General features: G+C 68.6%; 25 protein-coding genes. 19 read left to right on the top strand and 6 right to left on the bottom strand.

Annotated features, from left to right (window positions below):
• Positions 1-3: 3 nt before the first annotated feature.
• Positions 4-570, top strand: coding sequence for an NADPH-dependent FMN reductase (locus AC5JOC_RS06410; RefSeq protein ID WP_159878112.1), 567 nt, complete (start codon positions 4-6; stop codon positions 568-570).
• An 11-nt stretch (positions 571-581) separates the two neighbouring features.
• Here AC5JOC_RS06410 and AC5JOC_RS06415 read toward each other — a convergent pair whose 3' ends face one another.
• Positions 582-1790, bottom strand: a complete 1209-nt coding sequence (locus tag AC5JOC_RS06415; protein WP_086474343.1) for an MFS transporter — start codon at positions 1788-1790, stop codon at positions 582-584.
• A 353-nt stretch (positions 1791-2143) separates the two neighbouring features.
• Here AC5JOC_RS06415 and nrdH point away from each other — a divergent pair, with 353 nt between their 5' ends.
• From nrdH to nrdF, 4 genes are all read left to right on the top strand, one after another.
• Positions 2144-2377 (top strand): glutaredoxin-like protein NrdH, encoded by a 234-nt coding sequence (gene nrdH / locus AC5JOC_RS06420; RefSeq protein ID WP_056007615.1) that lies wholly within the window; start codon positions 2144-2146, stop codon positions 2375-2377.
• Between the two features lie 84 nt (positions 2378-2461).
• A complete protein-coding gene (gene nrdI, locus AC5JOC_RS06425) occupies positions 2462-2875 on the top strand; it encodes a class Ib ribonucleoside-diphosphate reductase assembly flavoprotein NrdI (RefSeq protein WP_064296523.1) in 414 nt (137 codons plus the stop codon).
• Positions 2876-2898: 23 nt separating this feature from the next.
• Positions 2899-5004 (top strand): class 1b ribonucleoside-diphosphate reductase subunit alpha, encoded by a 2106-nt coding sequence (gene nrdE, locus AC5JOC_RS06430; protein ID WP_079706251.1) that lies wholly within the window; start codon positions 2899-2901, stop codon positions 5002-5004.
• A 218-nt stretch (positions 5005-5222) separates the two neighbouring features.
• Positions 5223-6197, top strand: coding sequence for a class 1b ribonucleoside-diphosphate reductase subunit beta (nrdF, locus tag AC5JOC_RS06435; protein WP_056007612.1), 975 nt, complete (start codon positions 5223-5225; stop codon positions 6195-6197).
• Positions 6198-6285: 88 nt separating this feature from the next.
• On the opposite strand, the gene AC5JOC_RS06440 is transcribed toward nrdF, so the two are convergent.
• The 3 genes from AC5JOC_RS06440 to AC5JOC_RS06450 form a co-directional block, all read right to left on the bottom strand.
• A complete protein-coding gene (locus tag AC5JOC_RS06440) occupies positions 6286-6501 on the bottom strand; it encodes a hypothetical protein (protein ID WP_191940724.1) in 216 nt (71 codons plus the stop codon).
• A 128-nt stretch (positions 6502-6629) separates the two neighbouring features.
• Positions 6630-7010, bottom strand: coding sequence for a DoxX family protein (locus AC5JOC_RS06445; protein WP_079705419.1), 381 nt, complete (start codon positions 7008-7010; stop codon positions 6630-6632).
• Positions 7011-7105: 95 nt separating this feature from the next.
• On the bottom strand, positions 7106-7738 hold the full coding sequence (locus AC5JOC_RS06450; protein ID WP_494245928.1) for a flavin reductase family protein: 633 nt from the start codon (positions 7736-7738) through the stop codon (positions 7106-7108).
• 199 nt (positions 7739-7937) lie between these two features.
• Between AC5JOC_RS06450 and AC5JOC_RS06455 the strand changes: the two genes are divergently transcribed.
• A complete protein-coding gene (locus AC5JOC_RS06455) occupies positions 7938-8789 on the top strand; it encodes a sulfurtransferase (protein ID WP_494245823.1) in 852 nt (283 codons plus the stop codon).
• A gap of 105 nt (positions 8790-8894) precedes the next feature.
• Here the strand turns inward: AC5JOC_RS06455 and hrpA are convergent, their stop codons facing one another.
• Positions 8895-12770 (bottom strand): ATP-dependent RNA helicase HrpA, encoded by a 3876-nt coding sequence (gene hrpA, locus AC5JOC_RS06460; protein ID WP_494245825.1) that lies wholly within the window; start codon positions 12768-12770, stop codon positions 8895-8897.
• A gap of 394 nt (positions 12771-13164) precedes the next feature.
• Entirely contained in the window at positions 13165-13557 is a 393-nt protein-coding gene (locus AC5JOC_RS06465) for a hypothetical protein (protein ID WP_494245826.1), read from the bottom strand.
• Between AC5JOC_RS06465 and AC5JOC_RS06470 the strand changes: the two genes are divergently transcribed.
• The 13 genes from AC5JOC_RS06470 to AC5JOC_RS06530 all read left to right on the top strand — a co-directional run bounded on the left by AC5JOC_RS06470 (position 13450) and on the right by AC5JOC_RS06530 (position 23440).
• The gene (locus AC5JOC_RS06470) at positions 13450-14253 is read left to right on the top strand and encodes an HNH endonuclease signature motif containing protein (protein ID WP_494245929.1); all 804 of its coding nucleotides are present in this window, start codon (positions 13450-13452) and stop codon (positions 14251-14253) included. The two genes, AC5JOC_RS06465 and AC5JOC_RS06470, sit on opposite strands and share 108 nt — an antisense overlap.
• A 311-nt stretch (positions 14254-14564) precedes the next feature.
• A complete protein-coding gene (locus AC5JOC_RS06475; protein WP_137242037.1) occupies positions 14565-15227 on the top strand; it encodes a hypothetical protein in 663 nt (220 codons plus the stop codon).
• Between the two features lie 3 nt (positions 15228-15230).
• Positions 15231-15542, top strand: a complete 312-nt coding sequence (locus AC5JOC_RS06480; RefSeq protein WP_079705424.1) for a transcriptional regulator — start codon at positions 15231-15233, stop codon at positions 15540-15542.
• The gene (locus AC5JOC_RS06485; RefSeq protein WP_494245828.1) at positions 15539-16450 is read left to right on the top strand and encodes an ABC transporter ATP-binding protein; all 912 of its coding nucleotides are present in this window, start codon (positions 15539-15541) and stop codon (positions 16448-16450) included. Before AC5JOC_RS06480 ends, AC5JOC_RS06485 begins: the two co-directional genes overlap by 4 nt.
• Complete coding sequence (locus AC5JOC_RS06490) at positions 16450-17205, top strand: ABC transporter permease (RefSeq protein WP_137242035.1); 756 nt, start codon at positions 16450-16452, stop codon at positions 17203-17205. Before AC5JOC_RS06485 ends, AC5JOC_RS06490 begins: the two co-directional genes overlap by 1 nt.
• Before the next feature lie 199 nt (positions 17206-17404).
• Complete coding sequence (locus AC5JOC_RS06495; protein WP_494245830.1) at positions 17405-18604, top strand: aromatic amino acid lyase; 1200 nt, start codon at positions 17405-17407, stop codon at positions 18602-18604.
• 7 nt (positions 18605-18611) lie between these two features.
• Positions 18612-18905, top strand: coding sequence for a hypothetical protein (locus tag AC5JOC_RS06500; RefSeq protein ID WP_494245832.1), 294 nt, complete (start codon positions 18612-18614; stop codon positions 18903-18905).
• Positions 18906-19122: 217 nt separating this feature from the next.
• Complete coding sequence (locus AC5JOC_RS06505; protein WP_137242033.1) at positions 19123-19992, top strand: ABC transporter ATP-binding protein; 870 nt, start codon at positions 19123-19125, stop codon at positions 19990-19992.
• Complete coding sequence (locus AC5JOC_RS06510) at positions 19989-20699, top strand: ABC transporter permease (RefSeq protein ID WP_079705429.1); 711 nt, start codon at positions 19989-19991, stop codon at positions 20697-20699. Before AC5JOC_RS06505 ends, AC5JOC_RS06510 begins: the two co-directional genes overlap by 4 nt.
• Positions 20696-21502, top strand: coding sequence for an ABC transporter permease (locus AC5JOC_RS06515; RefSeq protein ID WP_274499604.1), 807 nt, complete (start codon positions 20696-20698; stop codon positions 21500-21502). The genes AC5JOC_RS06510 and AC5JOC_RS06515 overlap by 4 nt, the downstream gene beginning before the upstream one ends.
• 89 nt (positions 21503-21591) lie before the next feature.
• Positions 21592-22527: an ABC transporter substrate-binding protein gene (locus tag AC5JOC_RS06520; protein WP_079705431.1), complete on the top strand. Its 936-nt coding sequence runs from the start codon at positions 21592-21594 to the stop codon at positions 22525-22527.
• 132 nt (positions 22528-22659) lie between these two features.
• Positions 22660-23175 carry a hypothetical protein gene (locus AC5JOC_RS06525; protein WP_494245934.1) on the top strand — a complete coding sequence of 172 codons (516 nt, stop codon included), beginning with the start codon at positions 22660-22662 and terminating at the stop codon, positions 23173-23175.
• Positions 23117-23440, top strand: a complete 324-nt coding sequence (locus AC5JOC_RS06530; RefSeq protein ID WP_494245931.1) for a DUF1684 domain-containing protein — start codon at positions 23117-23119, stop codon at positions 23438-23440. The genes AC5JOC_RS06525 and AC5JOC_RS06530 overlap by 59 nt, the downstream gene beginning before the upstream one ends.
• Positions 23441-23451 lie beyond the last annotated feature (11 nt).

Raw genomic sequence — 23451 nt, forward strand, 5'->3', positions numbered from 1 at the left:
CCCATGCCGCAACTCATGATCGTCACCGGGAGCGTCCGTCCCGAGCGGGTGGGCGGTGCCGTCGCCGACTGGGTCGCGGGTGTGGCCGAGGCGGACGAGCGGTTCACCGTCGACGCGGTCGATCTCCGGGAGCTGGCGTTGCCGTTCATGGACGAGCCCGCGCACCCGCGGAAGCGCGCCTACGTCCACCCGCACACGATCGCCTGGAGCGAGCGGGTCGATCGGACGGACGCCTTCGTGTTCGTGACGCCCGAGTACAACTACAGCTACGCGCCCGCCCTCAAGAACGCGCTCGACTACCTCATGCACGAGTGGGCGCGGAAGCCGGTCGGGATCGTCAGCTACGGCGGGCTGTCGGGCGGAACCCGCGGTGTCGTCGCGCTTCGACCTGTCCTGCAGGCACTCGGCCTCGTCAGTACCGGTGCGAACGTGGAGATCCCGTACGTCTCACGGCAGATCGCCGACGGGGTGTTCACGCCCAACGACCGCCAGACGACGATGCTCCCGATGCTGCTGGGCGAACTGGCCGCACTCGACGGGGCCCTCGCGCCGCTGCGCGCCGCCGACTGAAGCGGGGCGGCTCAGGACGGGTGGGTGTTGATCGGCTCGGTGTCGGGGATCGGGCTCGCATCGCGGCCGCGGAGGTCGGGGTGCCACCGGTGACCGATCCACGGGATGACGAAGCCGAACAGCGCGAACACGCCGGCGACCCAGAACGCGCCGACCGCTCCGGAGCCGTCGATGAGGAAGCCGGCCGCCGCCGACCCCATCGCGGCACCGATGAGCTGACCGGTGCCGACCCAGCCGTAGGCCTCGGCGGTGTCGCTGAACTTCACGCTCGCCGAGACGATGGCGAACAGCACGGCGAGGGCCGGCGCGATGCCGATGCCGGCGACGAAGAGGGTGACCGACAGCCACCAGGCGTTGAGGAAGAGGCTCGCGACGGCGAGTCCGGCGAAGACGATGAAGATGCGCCGCGCCAGCGCGTAGGGACCGATCGGGGTGTGTCCGAGGGCGAGGCCGCCGGCCAGCGAGCCGACCGAGAAGATCGCGAGGACGATACCGGCCTCGAGGCCGTCGTGCCCGAAGGTCGCGACGACGCCCGCCTCGACGGCCGAACAGGCGCCGATGAGGAGGAAGCCGACGACGGTGGCGAGGAGGACCGGCGGGCGCTTGAGCACCTGTCCGAGTTTGCGACGGCTCCTCGGGATGCGGACGCGCCCGACCTCCGGTGAGGAGATGAACCACAGGCAGCCGACGACCATGATCACCGCCGCCAGGGCGATGCCCCAGACCGTGCCGACCTGGGTGGACACGAAGGTGGTCACGACGGGCCCGAGCACCCAGATGATCTCCTGGGCCGAGGCGTCGAGGGAGAACAACGGGGTGAGCTGCTGGGAGGTGACGAGCTTCGGGTAGATGGTGCGGACCGCGGGCTGGACGGGCGGCGTGCTCAGCCCGGCGACGAATCCGACCGCCATGTACGCGGGGACGGTCATGGTGACGAGGGCGATGGTCGTGACGGAGACGGCACAGACCGCGAGGGTGAGGAGGAGCACCTTGCGGATGCCCCAGACGCCCATCCACCGGCTCGTGAGGGGGCCGGCGATCGCCTGCCCGATGCTCGTCGCGGCGAGGACGAGCCCGGCGGCCCCGTAGGACCCGGTGACCTGCTCGATGTGGAGCAGGAAGGCCAGCGAGAGCATCCCGAACGGGAAGCGTGCGGTGAGCTGCGCCGCGATGATCCGGGCGACGCCGGGGGTACGAAGAAGGTCACGGTAGCTGCTCACAAGGACACCAGTCTAGGGACCGGTTCCGACACGCGCGACACGCCCGCGACACGCCCAAACCGACAACGGATGTCGGAGGTGCGGAGGAGAATCTCGCCTGTGGATAGATATCCCTCAGACGGGGGAGAAAAGGCCGTCAATCCGGGATTTTCGCGTCGCCCACGGGCGTTGTACCCAGTGGAGAACCGGTGGATAACTCGCCCGAAACGGTGGAGAACCCGGTGGAAAACTACAGGGCTGTAACTACTAGCCCTTGTGGTCGACCTGAAGACCGCCATCTATATGTAGTATTGGAACCCCGGCGCAGGACGCCGCGGGAATCACCAGATTTTGAGGGGAAGGCACGAAGAGCTATGGCAATCACGGTCTACACGAAGCCCAGTTGCGTGCAGTGCACCGCGACGTACCGCGCACTCGACAACAAGGGCATCGAGTACAACATCCTCGACCTCTCGGTCGACGAGAACGCGCTCGAGCAGGTCAAGGCCCTCGGCTACCTGCAGGCACCGGTCGTCATCACCGAGGAAGACCACTGGTCGGGCTTCCGTCCCGACAAGATCGAAGAGCTCGCCGCACGTCTGGCTTGAGCCCACGGTCGCAGGCGTCATCATGAGCCGGCTCCAGCAGCACCGCACCATCCGACCGTCCGGACGTCGACGAGGAGGCCACCCGTGCAACCACGGCTGATCTACTTCTCCAGCATTTCCGGCAACACGCATCGCTTCATGCAGAAGCTCGACCTGCCCTCGTTGCAGATCCCGCTGTATGCGAAAGACGAAGCCGTGCACGCCACGGCACCCTACGTCCTCGTGACCCCCACCTACGGCGGGGGCAACGGCGACGGAGCGGTGCCCAAACAGGTGATCCGGTTCCTCAACGTCGAGGCCAACCGCTCCCTGATCCGCGGGGTCATCGCCGCCGGCAACACGAACTTCGGCGAAGCCTACGGGCTCGCCGGCGACGTGATCGCCAGCAAATGCAAGGTCCCGCACCTGTACCGCTTCGAACTCTTCGGAACCCAGGACGATGTCACCACCGTCCACAATGGATTGGAATCATTTTGGCAGCAGCGCCAGTTTCAGTGATCGACGCACCGTCGACGAGCCAGATGGACTACCACTCGCTCAACGCGATGCTCAACCTCTACGGCCCGAACGGCGAGATCCAGTTCGACAAGGACCGTGAGGCCGCGCGGGAGTACTTCCTCCAGCACGTCAACCAGAACACCGTCTTCTTCCACTCGCTGAAGGAACGGCTCGACTACCTCGTCGAGAAGGAGTACTACGAGCAGGCAGTGCTCGACAAGTACTCGTTCGACTTCATCCAGGAGCTCAACGACCTGGCCTACTCGAAGAAGTTCCGCTTCCAGACCTTCCTCGGCGCGTTCAAGTACTACACCTCGTACACGCTGAAGACCTTCGACGGCAAGCGCTACCTCGAGCGGTTCGAGGACCGCGTCGTCATGACCGCCCTCGGTCTCGCCGACGGCGACCAGCAGCTCGCGGTCGCGCTCGTCGAGGAGATCATCGCGGGTCGGTTCCAGCCGGCGACGCCCACCTTCCTCAACTCGGGCAAGGCCCAGCGAGGCGAGCTCGTCTCCTGCTTCCTCCTCCGCATCGAGGACAACATGGAGTCGATCGCCCGTGGCATCAACTCCGCGCTCCAGCTCTCGAAGCGTGGCGGCGGCGTGGCGCTCTCGCTGTCGAACATCCGTGAGTCCGGTGCACCGATCAAGCAGATCGAGAACCAGTCGAGCGGCATCATCCCCGTGATGAAGCTCCTCGAGGACTCCTTCAGCTACGCGAACCAGCTCGGCGCGCGTCAGGGCGCCGGCGCGGTGTACCTCAACGCACACCACCCCGACATCCTGCGATTCCTCGACACCAAGCGTGAGAACGCCGACGAGAAGATCCGGATCAAGACGCTGTCCCTCGGCGTCGTCGTCCCCGACATCACCTTCGACCTCGCGAAGAAGGGCGAGGACATGTACCTGTTCTCCCCGTACGACGTCGAGCGCGTCTACGGTGTACCGTTCGGCGACATCTCGGTGAGCGAGAAGTACCACGAGATGGTCGACGACTCCCGCATCAAGAAGACGAAGATCAACGCCCGCGAGTTCTTCCAGACCATCGCGGAGATCCAGTTCGAGTCCGGCTACCCGTACATCGTGTTCGAAGACACGGTGAACAAGGCGAACCCCATCAAGGGCCGCATCAACATGTCGAACCTCTGCTCGGAGATCCTCCAGGTCAACACGCCGACCACCTACAACGAGGACCTCTCGTACAAGGAGATCGGCAAGGACATCTCCTGCAACCTCGGCTCGCTGAACATCGCGCTCACGATGGACTCGCCCGACTTCGGTCGCACGGTCGAGACCGCCATCCGCGGCCTCACCTCCGTGTCCGACCAGAGCCACATCTCCTCGGTGCGTTCGATCGAGGACGGCAACGACAAGTCGCACGCCATCGGCCTCGGCCAGATGAACCTCCACGGCTACCTCGCCCGCGAGCGCGTGCACTACGGCAGCCCCGAGGGCATCGACTTCACGAACATCTACTTCTACACGGTGGTGTTCCACGCGCTGCGCGCCTCGAACCTCATCGCCAAGGAGCGCGGGGAGACCTTCGACGGTTTCGCCGACTCGCAGTACGCGTCGGGTGAGTTCTTCGACAAGTACATCGACCAGGTCTGGGAGCCCGAGACGGCTCGTGGCCGCGAGCTCTTCGAGCAGGCCGGCGTGCAGATCCCGACGCAGGCGGACTGGACGGCCCTCAAGGCGTCCATCCAGGAGTACGGCATCTACAACCAGAACCTCCAGGCCGTCCCGCCGACCGGTTCGATCTCCTACATCAACAACTCCACGTCGTCGATCCACCCGATCGCGTCGAAGATCGAGATCCGCAAGGAAGGCAAGCTCGGTCGCGTGTACTACCCGGCTCCGTTCATGACGAACGACAACCTGGAGTACTACGAGGACGCCTACGAGATCGGTGCCGAGAAGATCATCGACACGTACGCCGCGGCGACGCAGCACGTCGACCAGGGGCTGTCGCTGACGCTGTTCTTCAAGGACACCGCCACCACGCGCGACATCAACAAGGCGCAGATCTACGCGTGGAAGAAGGGCATCAAGACCATCTACTACATCCGTCTCCGCCAGCTCGCGCTCGAGGGCACGGAAGTCGACGGCTGCGTCAGCTGCATGCTCTAAGGAGCTTCGCGCTTCGTCATCCGCACTTCGACAGGCTCAGTGACCGGGATTCCGGTCCCGGATCCCGACCCCGGTCCCTGAGCCTGTCGAAGGGCATCGGCATCACCTGAGTCCTGTCGAGGGCCACAGCATCACCGGTCCGTCGAGGGCCATCAGCATCACCGGTCCCTGAGCCTGTCGAAGGGCCAACCCCACTTCCCGATAGAGGACACCAATTCATGTCAGAGAAGCTCAAGCTGGTCGACCGCGTCCAGGCGATCAACTGGAACAAGATCGAGGACGAGAAGGACGTCGAGGTCTGGAACCGCCTCGTCAACAACTTCTGGCTGCCCGAGAAGATCCCGCTGTCGAACGACGTCCAGTCGTGGAACACCCTGACGCCGCAGGAGCAGCAGCTCACCATGCGCGTGTTCACGGGCCTCACGCTCCTCGACACGATCCAGGGCACCGTCGGCGCCGTCGCCCTCATCCCCGATGCGATCACCCCGCACGAGGAGGCCGTCTACACGAACATCGCGTTCATGGAGTCGGTGCACGCGAAGAGCTACTCCTCGATCTTCTCCACGCTCAGCAGCACGAAGGAGATCGACGAGGCGTTCCGCTGGTCGGTCGAGAACCCGAACCTGCAGAAGAAGGCGTCCATCGTCCTCGACCGCTACCACGGTGACGACCCGCTGAAGCGGAAGGCCGCCTCGACCCTCCTCGAGTCCTTCCTCTTCTACTCGGGCTTCTACCTGCCCATGCACTGGTCGAGCCGCGCGAAGCTCACCAACACGGCCGACATGATCCGCCTGATCATCCGCGATGAGGCCGTGCACGGGTACTACATCGGCTACAAGTTCCAGAAGGGACTCGAGAAGCTGACGCAGGCCGAGCGCGACGACGTCAAGGACTACACGTTCTCGCTGCTCTACGAGCTCTACGACAACGAGGTGCAGTACACGCAGGACCTCTACGACGAGGTCGGTCTCACCGAGGACGTCAAGAAGTTCCTGCACTACAACGCCAACAAGGCGCTCATGAACCTCGGCTACGAGGCCATGTTCCCGAAGACGGTCACGGACGTGAACCCGGCGATCCTGTCGGCGCTCTCCCCGAACGCCGACGAGAACCACGACTTCTTCTCGGGCTCCGGCTCCTCCTACGTGATCGGCAAGGCCGTGGTCACGGAAGACGAGGACTGGGACTTCTAGTCACCGCGCAGTCGCTGCGCTGAACGCCTGAGGGCCGGATGGAATCCACGATTCCATCCGGCCCTCAGGCGTTCAGCGTGTAGCGGCGTCAGCCGCCGAGGCCACCGAAGCCGGCCAGGAAGAAGTAGAAGAACGCCGTCGCGCCCTGGACGACCGGGAGGAAGAGCGCCGCGATCGCGGTGACCACGATCGTGAGGATGACGACGAGTGAGACGAGACTCACGACACCGTTGCGTCCGGCGCTCGGCGTCTCGACGGATTCGGCGACGAGCAGCTCGTCCATGGTCGCTTCGGTCGTCAGCATCGTTCTCCCTGTGGCTCTGGTGTCCTCGACCCTACCTGGCGATCCGCCGTGCGCCGCTGACTCGCCCGAGGATGTTCGAATCCGACGCGGAAACGCGCAGATTCGGGCGACTCAGCGACGGCTGGTGGTCAGCGGCGGGTGGACCAGAGGGCCCAGGCGATGAGCACGGGCTGGAAGAAGAGCCGGGTGAACCGGCGGCTGTCGGTGTCGAGACCGAAGGCGTCGCGGCGGTTGAGCCACTGGGAGAGGTTGCCCGGGAAGATCGCGGTGAAGAACGCCGCAGCGAGGTTGCCGACGGCCGTCCGCTTCACGCCTGAGGCGAGTGCCGCACCCAGCGCGATCTCGACGACGCCCGAGGCGAGCACGGTGGTGTCCTCGTCGATCGGGACCCATTCCGGCACCTGCGCCTGGAAGTCCTTCCGAGCGAAGGTCAGGTGGCTGATGCCGGCGAACACGAGTGCGCCTCCGAGCAGCAGACGTGCGGCGGTGCGGGCTTTCGATCCAGCCATGAGGGTCCTCTCGACGATGGTGATGTCACCACGCTATCCGGAGATCGGTGGACCGACGGCGGGTTGGAGTGCACAGATGTCCAGCAGCAGGCCGCTCAGCCGTCGATCTGCGAGTTCGCGTCGAGACGGTGCCAGGTGCGGTTGTGGTAGACGAGCGGCGCGCCGTCGAAGCTGGGGCTGAATGTCGGGACGGCGGGAGCGGGCGCCTCGGCGGCAGGCTCGGCCCGGACCGGCTCCTCGGCCGCTTGCGGCTGCGAGACGCTCGACTCCAGTGCGTGCACCGCGATGACCGTCGAGGTGCCCGCCTCCATGCGGTTCACGATGCGTCCGCGGATCCAGACGCCGTTGCCCGTGAAGTACGGCTCGCCCGTCGGCAGGCGGTCCCAGATGGAGGTGTCGGCGAAACGGTCGATCCCACTCGTCGCGCAGAGCTTCGCGATGTGCAGCTGCTCGGAACCCAGGAGGTGGACGACGACGGTGTCGGACGCGGTGATGGTCGGCGCGCTCGAGGACAGCGACGACACGGAGAAGACGAGGAGCGGCGGTTCCGCACTGACGGAGAAGACCGAGGTGGCGGTGAGTCCCACCGGCCCGCTGCCGTCGTCCGCGGTGATGACCGAGACGCCGGCCGGGTGCTGACGGAACGCCGCCTTGAAGTCGTCGGGGGACAGGGAGGCGAAACCGGGGGCGACCTCGCCACCGTCGACGGGGGACGGCAAGGTGGTCACGGAGGCGGCTGCCGGGTGGACTGAGCTCACGGGGGATCCTTCGAACGGCTGTGGACGACTGCTGCAACGCCGATTCGGTGGACGCTGCACAGGCTACGTTTCGCTCATCCGGCCGGAGCTGCAACTCTGTTACCCGGTGTGACGGCGACCGAGCGGTCGGGCGCAGGTCCCGTCGACCTCGCGTGCGTACGCTGGACGCATGCCCATCCTCATCGCCCCGGACGACCTCGCCGCCTTGATCGCCTCCGAGACGCCGGTGCGCGTCCTCGACGTGCGGTGGCGACTCGACGCACCGGACGGACGGCCCGCCTACCTCGAGGGGCACCTGCCCGGCGCGGTGTACGTCGACCTCGACCACGAGCTGGCCGACCACGTGCCGACCGGAGAACCGGCCGTCCGAGGCCGTCACCCCCTGCCCGATCGCGAGGCGCTCCAGGCGTCCGCGCGATCGTGGGGCGTCGACGACGGCGACGTGGTCGTGGTCTACGACGACCTCAAGAGCCTGTCGGCGGCACGAGCCTGGTGGGTGCTGCGGAACGCCGGCATCGCGGACGTCCGCATCCTCGACGGCGCGTTCCGGGCGTGGACGGACGCCGGACTGCCCGTGGAGCGCGGCGAGGTCGTCCCGGAACCCGGGACGGTCACGCTGACGACGGGTGTCCTGCCGACCATCGACATCGACACCGCCGCGACGTGGGCGGGCGAGGGACGGGTGCTGCTCGACGCGCGCGCCGGCGAACGGTACCGGGGCGAGGTCGAACCGATCGACCCTCGGGCCGGTCACATCCCCGGAGCGCTCAGCACACCGACGACCGCCAACGTCGGCGCAGACGGCCGATTCCTGTCGCCTGAGACCCTCCGCGAGCAGTTCCTCGCCGCGGGCGTGCCTGAGGACGCGACGGTCGCGACCTACTGCGGCAGCGGGGTGACCGCGGCGCACAACGCGGTCGCACTGACCCTGGCCGGCTTCGAACCGGTGCTGTACCCGGGGTCGTGGAGCGAGTGGGCGAACCACCCGGAGCGTCCGGTGGCGACGGGTTCCGACGCCTGAATCGCTGACCCCGGTCATCGAGCCTGTCGAGATGCGCCCTTCGACAGGCTCAGGGACCGGGGTCCGCGAGCGGTGCCCTTCGACAAGCTCAGGGACCGGGGAGCGCTAGCCCGCGAGGACCTTCTGCAGGCGCTGCAACGACACCGACTCGGCCGTGCCCAGCTGCTGGGCGAACAGGCTGATCCGGAGCTCCTCGAGCATCCACCGGGCCTTCACGAGGTGCTCCGGAGCCTCGGCGGGCAGTGGGATCGTGCCGCCGGCGGCCTCGAACCGCGCCGACGCCGTCTGCGCCTCCGTCATCCACACCCGGTCGCGGTTCGGGTTGTCCGTCAGTCGCTCGGCGCGGTAACGGATGCCGGCGAGGTAGCGGGGCAGATGTTCGAGTCGTGCTGAGCCCGTCCGGGAGACGAAGCCCGGGAAGACCAGTCCGTCGAGCTGGCCCCGCATGTCGGTGAGGGCCGCGAGCAGCGTCATGCTCGTCGCCGCCTTCATGGCCTTCTCCGTGTCGCGCGCGGCCTGCAGGATGCGGGCGACGATGGCGACCGTCTGGAACATCCGGTCCATGACCGAGGCGGACACGCGGTCGCGCAGCGTCTCGTACTGCAGTCGGGAGAACACCTGTCCGTCGGGCACCACACGGAACAGGACATCGTCGATGCAGGCGGCGAGGCAGTCCTCGAACAACGCCGGCGTCGACCGGTAGGGGCTCGTCGCGAGCGCGAGCTTCTCGTTGGCCTTGAGGTGCTGCTGCACGTAGGCCGTCGGGGACGGGATCGCGAGCAGGAGGAGGCGGCGCACCCCCGCGGGCATGGCGCGGGCCTGGTCGGCCTCCGTGCTCATGATCCGGATCGACACGCTCGTGCCGTCGTCGACGATCGCGGGGTAGCCGCGGATCACGCCGTCCTCCTGGCGGATGTCGATGAAGCGGGGGAGGTCGTCGAAGTCCCACCTGGTGAACCCGGAGCGCTCGATGGCGTTGGGCACTCTGGCGGCCGCGACCTTGGCGACGCTCGCCCGCGTGCGCTGCTTGAGGCGCTGCTGCAGCTCGACGAGATCCTTGCCGCTGGCGAGCGTCCGGCCGCGCTCGTCGATGACCCGGAAGGTCACGAGCAGGTGCTCGGGGACGCGTTCCATCTCGAAGTCCGAGGCGGTGATGTCCATGTAGGAGAGCCGCTTGATCGCGTTCGCGAGACGGGTGGCGAACGAGTCCTCGGCGGCCGGACTGCCGGGGGCGACCGCCGGGACGTCGGCGGGGAGCTCGGCGAGCAGCTTCGCCGCCCAGTCGGCCGCAGGCACGATGTTCCGACGCAGGGCTTTCGGGAGCGCTTTGATCATCGCCGTGATGAGGTCCCGACGGAGACCGGGGACCTGCCAGTCGAAGCCCGCGGGCGAGAGCCGGTCGAGCAGGGCGAGCGGGACGATGACCGTCACGCCGTCGTCGTCGCTTCCGGGCTCGAAACGGTAGCTGAGCTTCAACCGCTGGTCGGCCTGCACCCACTCGGCGGGGAAGCGGTCCTCATCCACCGCCGGAGCGTCCTCGGGGAGGAGGTCCTCCTGGCGCATCGTGAGCAGCTCGGGCTGGTCGACGCGCGTCTTGCGCCACCAGGACTCGAAGCCCCGCGTCGTCGAGATCTCGGCAGGGACGCGGGCGTCGTAGAAGTCGAAGACGGCTTCGTCGTCGAAGAGGATGTCGCGGCGTCGCGTCCGCTCCTCGAGCTCACTCAGCTCCTTGCGCAGCCGTCGGTTCGCGCGGTGGAAGTCGAACAGCTTGTCGCGACCGATGTCGTGGGTCCACTCGCCGTCGACGAGCGCGTGCCGCAGGAACAGTTCACGGGCCTGCTCCTGGTCGATGCGACCGAACTGCACCCGGCGGCGCGGCACGATCGGCACGCCGAAGAGGGTCACCTTCTCGAAGGCGACGGCGGAGCCCTGGTTCTTCTCCCAGTGCGGCTCGCTGTACGAGCGCTTGCAGAGGTCGCCGGCGATCTGCTCCGCCCACGCCGGGTCGATCGAGGCGTTGGTGCGGGCGAACAGCCGACTCGTCTCCACGAGTTCCGCGCTCATCACGGCGTTCGGCTGCTTCTTCGCGAGCGCGGACCCGGGGAAGAGGACGAAGCGCGTCTGGCGGGCGCCGATGTAGTCGCCCTTCTTCGCGGTCTTCGTCGCCGGTGGAGCGTTCCGGCCCTTCACGACCGGAGCGACGGTCTGGTCCTTCAGCCCGATGTGCGAGAGGAGCCCCGCGAGGAGCGACTTGTGGATGCCGTCGGGGTTCACCGCCGGCTCGTTGATCGTCAGGCCGAGGGGCTTCGCGAGTTGACGCAGCTGGCGGTAGACGTCGTGCCACTCGCGGACGCGGAGGTAGTTGAGGAACTCGTTCTTGCAGAGCCGACGGAACGCGCTCGACGAGAGTTCGTCCTGTTTCTCCTCGAGGTAGTTCCAGAGGTTCAGGAGGGCGAGGAAGTCGCTCGTGGGGTCGACGAACCGGCGGTGCAGTTCGTCGGCCTTCTGCCGGTGCTCGAGCGGTCGTTCGCGTGGGTCCTGGATGGTGAGCGCCGCGACGATCGCGAGCACCTCCCGCGACACCCCGTGCCGCTTCGACTCCACGACCATGCGCGCGAACCGCGGATCGATCGGCAGGCGGCTGAGGTCGCGCCCCACCCGCGTGAGACGTGGACCGCCGCCGCGAGGTGAGCCGTCGGCGAAGGTGCGGGTCTCGATCGCGCCGAGTTCGGACAGCAGATCGACGCCGTCCTTGATGCCCCGGGCGTCCGGCGGTTGGAGGAAGGGGAAGGCGGCGATGTCGCCGAGGCCGAGGGAGATCATCTGGAGGATCACCGCGGCGAGATTCGTTCGGAGGATCTCCGGTTCGGTGAACTCCGGGCGCTTCGCGAAGTCGTCCTCCGAGTAGAGGCGGATGGCGATGCCGTCGCTCGTGCGGCCGGACCGACCCGAACGCTGGTTCGCCGACGCCTGCGAGATCGCCTCGATGGGGAGCCGCTGCACCTTGGAGCGCACGCTGTAGCGCGAGATGCGGGCGGTTCCGGCGTCGATCACGTACTTGATGCCGGGCACCGTGAGGCTCGTCTCGGCCACGTTCGTCGCGAGGATGATGCGGCGGCGGAGGCCTGCCACGGTCGACGGCTGGAACACGCGGTGCTGGTCGGCGGAGGAGAGCCGGCCGTAGAGCGGCAGCACCTCGGTGCCGGGCAGGTTGCGCCCGCGGATGGCGTCGGCGGCGTCGCGGATCTCCGTCTCACCGGACAGGAAGACGAGGACGTCGCCCATCGACTCGCGCGCCAGCTCGTCGAGGGCGGCGTTGATGCCTTCGAGGTAGTCGCGGTCGGCGGCCTCGGACTCGGGGGCGTCCTCATCGTCGTCCGTGGGCTCGTCGGCCACGAGCGGCCGGTAGCGGATCTCGACCGGGTACGTGCGGCCGGAGACCTCGACGATGGGCGCTCCGTCGAAGTGCTTCGAGAAGCTCTCCGGGTCGATCGTCGCGGACGTGATGATGACCTTGAGGTCGGGGCGCTGGGGGAGGAGCTGCTTGAGGTAGCCGAGCAGGAAGTCGATGTTGAGGCTGCGCTCGTGCGCCTCGTCGATGATGATCGTGTCGTACTTGCGCAGCATCCGGTCGCGGTGGATCTCGTTCAGCAGGATGCCGTCGGTCATCAGCTTGATCTTCGTCGCCTTCGACGCCTGATCGGTGAACCGGACCTGGTAGCCGACGATGCCACCGAGCTCCTGGCCGAGTTCCTCCGAGATGCGTTCGGCGATCGTGCGCGCGGCCAGTCGTCGGGGCTGCGTGTGCCCGATGGATTCGCGACCGAGCTCGAGGCAGATCTTCGGCAGCTGAGTGGTCTTGCCGGAACCCGTCGCTCCCGCGACGATGACGACCTGGTGCTCGCTGATGGCACGCGCGATGTCCGCGCGGGCGGCACTGACCGGCAGCTCGGGCGGGTAGGAGATTCGGAGGTCGGACATCAGCCCTCCATCGTATCGGGCTGGACGCGGTCGTGCTGCCGCTCCGGGCCTCCTGATCCGGCGAACCCTTCCTCCGGTCCCTGAGTAACCTCCTTCGGTCCCTGAGCTTGTCGAAGGGCGCACGAGGAACTTCCACAGTCAGCTTCGACTCGGCATCTGGAATGTCAGTGGTCCATGATGAACTTGTTCCATGACCGAGACCACCCTCAGCCGCGACCCGCGTCGGCGACGAATACGCCGCGCAGCTGGCGGAGTTCTCGGACGAGTGGGCTGAGCTCCACCGGCAACAGGCCGTCCTGGACGCACGGAAGGCGCGCCTCCTGGCCCGCTCCGCCGCCTACGCCGATGCCTTCGCGGACGCCACGGTCCCGGCGATCTTCCCGCCGGCTGAACGTCAGGCGCTCTCCCGCCGGTCGACGTGTGCGGCCCTCGCGATGGCGACCCGGATGCCGGAGCGGACGGTCCAGCGTGCGACGAACGACGCCGAACGTCTCGTGAACGACGCACCGGCCGTGCTGGCGTCGCTCGAGGCCGGCCGCATCTCGGCGCGGCATGCGCAGGTGATCACCGACCAGCTCTGCGACGTCCCTGACTGCTGGGCGGGCGGTGTTCCTCGACCAGGTCCTCGCCAGTCGCGGAGCGCACCACGGCCGCAGGCCTCCGCACGCGCGCCCGCGTCCTGCGCGAGCGTCTCCACCCCGAGTCCATCACCGCCCGCGCAACCCGCTCCGAAGCCGACCGCCGGGTCGAGTTCGAACCCGCAGCCGACGGCATGGCGTGGGTGCACCTGTTCACCACCGCACCCATCGCCCAGGGCATCATCGAGCGCGTCGAAGCAGCGGCCGCGGAATCGCGCGCAGCTGGCGACACCCGCACCTGCGCGCAGCTGCAGGCCGACGCCCTCGCAGCACTCGCGCTCACCGGCGTCACGCCCGAAGACGTGATGTCGAGCCCGGTGCTTCCGCATCCGATCGAGGTGCAGGAGCACATCAAGCCGACGGTGCAGATCACGGTGCCGGCGCTCAGCATGGCGGGCGTGAGCGATGCCCCGGCGATGCTCGACGGGTACGGCCCGATCGACCCCGAGACCGCGGCTCGCATCGCGGTGAACGCACCAAGCTTCACCCGGATCCTCGTCCAGCCGGAAACCGGCGCCGTCCTCTCCGTCGGGCGGAATCAATACCGGGTCCCGGCCGACCTGCAACGCGCGGTCCGCCTGCGGGACGGCACCTGTCGCGCACCAGGCTGCGGCAGGCGAGCCCGGGCCTGCGACCTCGACCACTCGGTCGCGTGGGAGGACGGCGGGACGACGGATGTCGGGAACCTCGCCTGTCTCTGTCGACATCACCACCGGATGAAGCATCTCCCCGGGTGGAACCTCGACCACGGACCCGGCGGGGTCCTCGAGTGGACGACACCTGACGGGAAGCAGCCATCGGACCGAACCCGATCCCGCGCCCTTCTGACCAGTTTTGGTCCCTGAGCCTGTCGAAGGGGGTGGGTCCTCGTGGGCACTTCGACAAGCTCAGTGACCGGGAGAAGTCTGTCCGCACCGCTTCGGTCCCCGAGCTGTGCCGCACTTCGACAGGCTCAGTGACCGGGAGAGGTTCACTGAAGGTGATTCGGTCCCTGAGTTTGTCGAAGGGTGAGCGGGAGAGGGGCGGCCGGATGAACCCGGTCCCTGAGCCTGTCGAAGGGCAGTTGGGCTGTGGCACCTCGGTGTGAAGCGGGCACGTCTAGCGCTGTGTCGCAAACAGGGTTGCTTCGCAGAGTGGTTTGCGTTACAAAGTAGATATGACTTCACCGATGGAACCCACCGACGGCTCGGACGCGCTCGACCCGGCCGCCATGCTCGCTCTGCAGGAGCGACAGGCGAGCCGTGTCGACGACATCTTCACGAGGCCCACCATCGCGATCGTGTACATCTGGGGTGTCGCGTGGACCGTCGGGTTCCTCGCGCTCTGGTCCGCGAGCGACGAGAACCCCTGGTTCACCACGCCGCCGACGGTCGCCGGATGGCTCTTCGGGATCCTGATGGTTGGCGGCATCGTCTCGTCGTCGATCATCGGCTCCCGCGTGTCGCGCGGGATCCAGGGAGCACAGCAGGTGCAGGGGACCATGTACGGCATCGCCTGGGCGATCGGGTGCACGGCAGCGGCGGTGTTCGGCGGCGCCCTGTTCGCTGCGGGGATGGCACCCGCACTCGCCGCCATCTTCTACCCGGCCATCTACAGCCTCGTGGTCGGTCTGCTCTACCTCGCAGGTGGAGCAGTCTGGCGCGACCGCCTCATGTACGGCATGGGCATCTGGATCATCGTGGTCGGCATGGCCGCGCCGTTCTTCGGCTCGCCTGGCAACGCGCTCATCATGGCCATCGCCGGCGGAGGTGGGTTCCTCGTGTACGCGACCTTCCTCGAGGCGACCCGCCGTCGGCGTGCCCACCGATCGGCGGCGTGACCGATGGAGGAACTCGACCCCCTCATCCATGCCCAGGCCCGCCTGCGCATCATGTCGACGCTCGCGGCGATCGATGCGGACAGCAGCATGTCGTTCCCCCGCCTGCAGGAGATGCTCGACATGACCGCCGGGAACCTGTCCACACACCTGCGGAAACTCGAGGACGGCGCCTACGTCCTCGTCACGAAGACCCACCGGGGACGCACCCCGGTCACCTACCTGGAACTCACCACGCTCGGGCGCCGCGCGTTCGAGGACTACATGACCGGCCTCCGAGCGATGCTCGGCGGCGCGTCGGGAACGGGGACATCATGACGATCACATCACTGGCCACCCTCGAGGGCGTGACACGACGCTACGGCGAGGTGACCGCGCTGCACGACGTCGACCTCAGTATCGAGCCGGGCTCGCTCGTCGGGCTCCTCGGGCCCAACGGCGCCGGCAAGTCCACCGTGCTGTCCCTGCTGCAGGGCACCCGACGTCCGACGACCGGCACGGTGACGCTCTTCGGCGGCGATCCCGCCCAAGCGGTCAACCGCACCAGGCTCGGATCGACACCGCAGGAGACGGCACTGCCGCCCACGCTCCGGGTGGGAGAGGTCGTCGACTTCGTCGGACGGCACTTCGCAGACCGCGTGCCGACGGCCGCCCTGGCGGAGCAGTTCGGTTTCGGCGACCTCCTCCGACGCCAGACGGGCTCGCTCTCGGGCGGCCAGCAGCGCCGCCTCGCGGTCGCACTCGCGTTCGTCGGCAGACCGCGTCTCGTGCTCCTCGACGAGCCGACGACGGGCCTCGACGTCGACGCCCGCCGGACCCTCTGGGACGCGATCCGCCGGCAACACGAGCTCGGGGCGACGATCGTCCTCACCAGTCACTACCTCGAGGAGATCGAAGCGCTCGCCGAGCGCGTCGTGGTGCTGGGGGGTGGACGGGTCATCACCGATGCCCCACTGCGCGACGTGCTCGGGCTCGTCGGCATCCACCGGGTGCGGCTCCGGACCACCGACCCCGGAGCGGTGGAGCGGCTCGCCGGGGTCGTCCAGGCGAGTCGGGACGGTGACGCCGTCGAACTGGACGTCCGCGACGCCGACGCGTTCGTGCGCGATCTCGTCCGGTCCGAGGTCCCGTTCACCGATCTCGCCGTGCGCGGAGCGACCCTCGAGGAGGCGTTCCTGACCCTCACCGCGGGTGCCCGGGCGGACGTCGAACGGAGCGCCGCCTGATGGCCACCACACTCCAGCTCACCGCCCTGCACGCGCGGTACTCCCTGCTCGAGACCGTGCGCGTCCCGATCGCGCTGATCGGCTCGCTCGTCTTCCCCGCGCTCTCGCTGCTGTTCTTCGTCGTCCCGCAGGCGCAGGTCGCCGGCGATCCGGTCATCGCGACCCAGGCGGTCATCTCCCTCATCGTCTTCGCGGTGCTCGCCAACTCCCTGTTCGGCTTCGGGCTGACCATCGCCCAGGCGAGGGAGCAGGCGTGGGATCCGTACCTCCGCACCCTTCCGGTGACGGGTGTCGCCCGTGTCCTCTCGCACCTGTGCTCGGTCGGTCTCCTCGGGTTCGCGGCCGTCATACCGGTCGTCGTGCTCGGTGCGCTCCTGACCGCCGCCACCACGACTCCGACAGGGCTGCTCGGCGGCATCGTGGCGCTCCTGGTGGGTGCCCTGCCGTTCATGCTCCTGGGCACCGCGATCGGGTACGCCCTCCCCAGCAAGGCCGCGATCGCGGTGGTGCAGGTGGTCATGTTCTCACTGGCCTTCGCCGGCGGACTGTTCATCCCACCGTTCCTCTTCGCCCCGTGGCTCGACCGGCTGTCGATGTTCCTCCCGAGCCGCCAGACCCGGGAGCTCGTCGTCTGGGCGGTCCAGGGTGGCGAGTTGCCGTGGTGGTCGTGGGTCGGCGTCCTGGCCTGGACCCTCGTCCTGACCGTCGTGGTCCTCGCTCTCTACCGCCGCGACGAGGGCCGCCGCTACCGCTGAGGTCGACGGACACCTCGCCGAGCACCGACCGTCCCCGTGTGCTGTCACACGTCGACACACACCGTGCACCGGCCGCCAGGCGCTCGTACGCTGACGTCCATCCCGGCCGGACCACGGCCCATGACGAGCGGATGGAGCGACCCGTGTCCAACAGCGCAGACCAGACGAACGCCGCCGACCGATCGACGGGCGCGCACTGATGGGAGCCCCGGTCGTGTTCGGCATCGGCCCGATCTCGGTCGACGACCTCGTGGCCGTGTCCCGCGACGACGCCATCGTCGTCCTCGACACCCCGGCGCTCGACCGCATCGGCGCCGGCCGGGCCGTCGTCGACCGGCAGACGACGCCGATCGGCGTCGGTGCGCCGGGTCCTCGGTCCCAGGGTCCACGGATCCCTGGTCCCGCCGGGGGACGAGCGGCTCCGCGCACCGCGACGCTCGATGCCTCGGCGGTGGAGGAGCGCGTCGTCCATGACCGCCGTGGCGGCATCGGACTGCCGCTCTCGGTGGACCGTGCTCGGGCGGTGGTCGCCGCCCGGCTCGCCGGATGGACCCGTGGCGCATCCGGGATCCGCCTCGAGACGGCCGTGTTCGTCGCGGAGCTCCTCAACCGTGGGGTGACCCCGGTGATCCCGTCCGTCGGCTCCCTCGGCGACGGCGACGAGACCCACCTGGCGTCCGTCGCGACGCTCGTGATCGGGCAGGGGGAAGCGGTCCTCGCGGGTGAGCGGCTCTCCGCCCAGGTCGCCCTGTCGCGGGTCGGGCTCGCACCGCTCGACCTCGCTGTGCACGAGGGCTTGGCGTTCGTCCACCACAACGCCTACTCCCTCGGCGTCGGTGCGCTCGCACTCCACCGGCTCGGCGCGCTCAGCCGACTGGCGGACACCACGAGCGCGCTCTCGTCGCGGGCCGCTGCGCGGTCCGGGCTCGGCGGGCGAGGACCGGCGTTCGACGCGAGGGTCCTCGCCGGCAGCCCGTCGGCGGGCACCCGGGCGAGCGGCGAGCGGATCTCCGAGTTGTTGGCGACGCCGGTCGGCCCGGAGGGTGCGCGCGGCGGACGGGACCGGGACGGACTGCGGCTCCGGGCGACCCCGCAGATCAACGGTGCGCTCGCCGACGAGGTCACGGCGGCCGTCCAGCTCGTGGAAGCGACGCTCGGAACGGCTTCGGAGGATCCACTCGTCGATCAGGCGTCGGGCGTCCTGCGGACGGGCGGGCTGCTGCATGGCGCGCGGCTCGCCCGCGCCTTCGACGGGCTCCGCGCGGCCATCGCGCACACCGCTGCTGCCGCCGAGCGACGGCTCGGACGCATCGACCGGAGGCGGGGTCGACCCGCGGGGGACCGGGCACGGGCTCGTACCGGGTCGGCTCGGTCAGTCGGCGGCGGACCTCGTCGCTGAACTGCGCGTGCTCGCGACCCCGGTCGTCACCGCCGGCGTGCCGGACGAGGACTCGGACGACCCGGCCTCCTTCGCCGGGACCTCGCTGCGACTGCTGGAACGCTCGACCGCCCTCCTCGCGGACGTGCTGGCGGTCGAGGCGGTCGTCGCGGCGGACGCGCTCGGCCCGGCGGAGCACGACGGATGGTCGGTCGGGTTCTCCGTCGCCCACGCCGGCCTCCGGTCGGCGATCGAGCAGGAGCTGCACGGTCAGCAGCTCGTCACGGCGGCGCTCGCCGCGTTGGGCGTCGACCGATCCTGAGCGACGGCGGCCGGCCGGCGAACGTGCGCGGGCGCACCCACGTCGTCGCATGCCATGTATTTCGACACGTGTCGAGGGGGTGGGCGATGTCAGTGCCCTCCGGTAGGTTCGGACCACCGACCGAGAGACGTTCAGCGAGCCACCGACCGCGGCGGCGACGACCCTTGGAAGACGACCTGTCACGAACAGCCGTGCAGAGAAGAGGCATCGGTCCAGCATGATCTCCTTCGAACACGTCTCCAAGCGCTTCGACGACGGCACCCTCGCGGTCGACGACTTCTCCCTCACGATCCCGTCGCGGTCCACCACGGTCTTCGTCGGGTCCTCAGGCTGCGGCAAGACCACGCTCCTGCGGATGATCAACCGCATGGTCGATCCGAGCGAGGGACGCATCGTCATCGACGACGAGGTCGTCTCCGCCGTCGACCCGGTCCGTCTCCGTCGCCGCATCGGCTATGTCATGCAGAACTCCGGTCTCCTCCCGCACCGCACCGTGATCGACAACGTGGCCACGGTGCCCATGCTCACCGGCGTCAACAAGAAGCAGGCCCGGGCGGACGCCCTCACCCTCCTCGACACCGTCGGACTCGACCGCGCGCTCGCCGACCGGTACCCGAGTCAGCTCTCCGGCGGCCAGCAGCAGCGCGTCGGCGTGGCACGAGGCCTCGCGATCGACCCGAACATCCTGCTGATGGACGAGCCGTTCGGCGCCGTCGACCCGCTCGTGCGTGCCGAGCTCCAGCGGGAGCTGCTCCGACTGCAGCGCGACATCGCGAAGACGATCGTGTTCGTCACCCACGACATCGACGAGGCGTTCCTCCTCGGCGACCAGGTCGTCATCCTGCAGAAGGGTGGCCACATCGCCCAGGTCGGCACGCCGGCCGAGATCGTCGCCAACCCTGCCGACGACTTCGTCGCCCAGTTCATCGGCGCCGATCGTGGCCAGCGGACGCTCCACGTCGAGCGCGTCGACGGACGCGACGTGGTCGTCGACGAGTCGGGCCGCCCCGCCGGCGTCCTCGGAGCCGGGCCCGGCGCAGGCGACCGCCCCGGCCTCGACGTCCGGAAGGACGGCGCATCCACATGAGCTGGGTCATCGCGAACTGGGACATGATCTGGGACCTCACCCTCACCCATGTCCAGCTGAGCCTGCCCCCGATCATCCTGGGGTTCCTCATCTCCCTCCCCCTCGGCTGGCTCGCACACCGGTACCGGTGGTCGCGAGGCGTGCTGCTCACACTGAGCGGCATCCTCTACGCGATCCCGTCCCTCCCGCTGTTCGTCCTCATGCCGTCCCTCATCGGCACGAAGATCCTCGATCCGGCGAACGTCGTGATCGCGCTCACCATCTACGCCGTGGCCCTGCTCGTCCGCACGGTCGCCGACGCGCTCGACGCCGTCGACGCCGGGGTCCGGCAGTCGGCACAGGCCGTGGGGTTCTCCACCGGCCAGCGGTTCTGGCGGGTCGAGTTCCCGCTTGCGGGTCCGCTCATGCTCGCCGGCATCCGGGTGGTCTCCGCGAGCACGATCAGCCTGCTGAGCGTCGGCGCCCTCATCGGCGTCACGAACCTCGGCTACCTCTTCACCGACGGCTACAACCGGCAGTTCCCGATCGAGATCCTGACCGGCATCGTCGGGACGGTCGTGATCGCGATCGTGTTCGACGTCCTGCTGGTGCTCCTCGGCCGACTCCTCATGCCGTGGACGCGGATCAGCTCGAAAGGCGCGATCCGTCGTCGTCGCGCGGCCACCGAAGCCCGTGAGCTGGCGACCGCCGGGGGAGGAGCAGCATGATCAACTTCCTCGCCGCCTTCGCCTGGATCTTCGACCCCGCGCACTGGGAGGGCCCAGGCGGCATCCCCGTGCGGGTGCTCCAGCACCTGGCCGTGACCGGCCTGACCGTCCTCATCGCCTGCGTCATCGCGATCCCGCTCGGGCTCCTCATCGGGCACACCGGGAAGGGACGGGAGATCGCGGTCGCGATCACCGGCGCGCTCCGGGCGCTGCCGACCCTCGGTCTGCTCTCACTCCTCGCGCTCATCACGCTCGGGTGGGGCTTCTCCAGCACGAGTCTCGTCCCCGCGATCACGGCCCTCGTCGTGCTCGCCGTCCCGCCAGTCCTGGCCGGTGCGTACGGCGGGGTCGAGTCGATCGACCGCCAGACCATCGACGCCGCGCGTGCGGTCGGGATGAACGAGTGGCAGATCCTCGGCAAGGTGGAGATCCCGCTCGCCCTGCCGCTCATGATCGGTGGCGTGCGCTCGGCGGTCCTGCAGACGATCGCGACCGCCACCGTCGTCGCGTTCCTCACCAACGGCCCCGGTCTCGGTCGCTACATCCTCGACGGCCTCCCGGTACGCGACTACGCGCAGATGCTCGCCGGCTCGATCATCATCATCGTGCTCGCCCTCCTCCTCGAGGGCGTCTTCTCGCTGCTGCAGCGCGCCGTCGTGCCGCGCGGTGTCCAGGCGACCCACACGCGGGTCGACGAGACCCGGGGTCACGCCGCCACCGGCGGCGACCGGTCCACCGCACCAGACCCCGTCGTCGCAGAAGCGGAGGCGAACATGCAGACCGCGGCATACCGCAACAACTGACGCGTCCCGTCATCCCGGGTGACAGCACCGCCCGGCTCCCAGACCCACAACGGCACCACCGTTCTCGCCCATCACAGATAGGAAACACCATGTTCACAGTTCGACAGGGTCGACGCCTCGCCGTCGGCATCGCCGCGACCGCCGTCGCGGCCCTCGCGCTCAGCGCCTGCTCCGCAGGCGACCCGACCGCCGGGGAGACCGCGGCATCCGACACGATCACGGTCGGCTCCGCCGGATTCCCCGAGTCGGAGATCATCGCCCAGATCTACATCCAGGCGCTCGAGGCCAACGACATCAAGACGGCCGAGTCCCTCAACATCGGCGCGCGCGACGTCTACATCGCAGCGCTCGAAGACGGCTCGATCGACCTCGTCCCCGACTACAGCGGCAACCTGCTGCAGTTCTTCGACGACTCCGCCACGGCCACGTCGAGCGACGAGGTCTACTCCGCCCTCCAGGAGGCCACGCCGAAGGGCTACGAGGTCCTCGACCAGTCCAAGGCGGAGGACAAGGACTCCTACAACGTCACGAAGGAGTTCAGCGAGGCGAACAACGTCACGAGCCTCGCCGACCTCGCGGCCCTCACCATCCCGCTGGCCATCGGCGGCGCACCCGAGTTGGCCGAGCGCCCGTACGGCCCGAAGGGCCTGACCGAGGTGTACGGCGTCCCCGCCGACAAGCTCACCTTCGTCCCGATCAGCGACGGCGGCGGCGCACAGACCACCGCGGCCCTGCTCGACGGCACGGTCCAGCTCGCCGACATCTACACCACGACCCCGTCGATCACCGAGAACGACTTCGTCACGCTCGAGGACCCGGAGAACCTGATCCTCCCGCAGAACGTCCTGCCGCTGATCAACTCGGCCAAGGCCAGCGACAAGGTCAAGGAGGTCTTGAACGCCGTGTCCGCGGAGCTGACCACCGAGGACCTCATCGAGCTCAACGCCCGCAACCAGGGCGACGAGAAGGCCGCTCCGAAGACCCTCGCGGCCGACTGGCTGAAGGACAAGAAGCTCTTCAGCTGAGCAGCAGCCACACGTCGATGGCGTCGTCCGGTTCTCCGGGCGGCGCCATCGCGCTGTTCGCGGGGAGCGCATCCGGCTGCAGCCGGATGTCCAGGGGGTCTCCGACACCTGAGGAGTTGGTAGCGTCAGGGTATGAGTTCCGAGACCCCCGCAGAGTTCATCGCGTCCTGGACCGCCTGGCACACCGCTCGCGAGCGTTCCGTCCGAGCACCCCACGGTATCGCCGCCCTCCGGTTCACCCACTGGCTGACCGAGGAGGCGACCGCCCTCGAGGGCGCGCCGGGCACCTGGCGTGCGGACGCGACCGGCATCGTCGGTGAGCGGCTCACGGGCACCGGACTGACCACGCCGAGTGGCGCGCAGATCATGACCGACCGCGTCGAGCTGGTCCACGGTGACGAACTGCACTTCGGCGACGCGCTGCTCCGAGGCATGGAGCGGGACGGCGTCTACGCCCTCCGCGTGCTCGACCCGGAGGCGCCGACGCGGACCTCGCTCGCGGGCATCAGCGCGTTCGCCCCCGACGTCGCCTGGATCCGGCCGGCGCGGTTCGTGCCGTCCCCGGGACGTCACGGTCGAGACCGAGTCGATCGACGGCCACGTCACGACCGAGACCCCCGTCGGCCGGGTCGAGTTCGAGCTCGGTGATGAAGCGGTGTCGCTGACGGTCACGGGCGGCCCGAACGGACTCTGGGCGGTCTTCTCCGACGGCACGAGTGGCGACGAGAGCTACCGGTTCCGGTTCATCAGCATGCCGGCCCCGACCGCGGACGGCCACGTCCTCGTCGACTTCAACCGCGCGTACCTGCCGCCGTGCGCGTTCAGCGACCACTACGTGTGCCCGCTGCCTGCGCCGAACAACCGGCTCCGCACGCGGATCACGGCGGGCGAGCGACTGCCGCTCGGCCAGTAGGTCCCGGGCCA

This window comes from Plantibacter sp. (assembly GCF_059073635.1).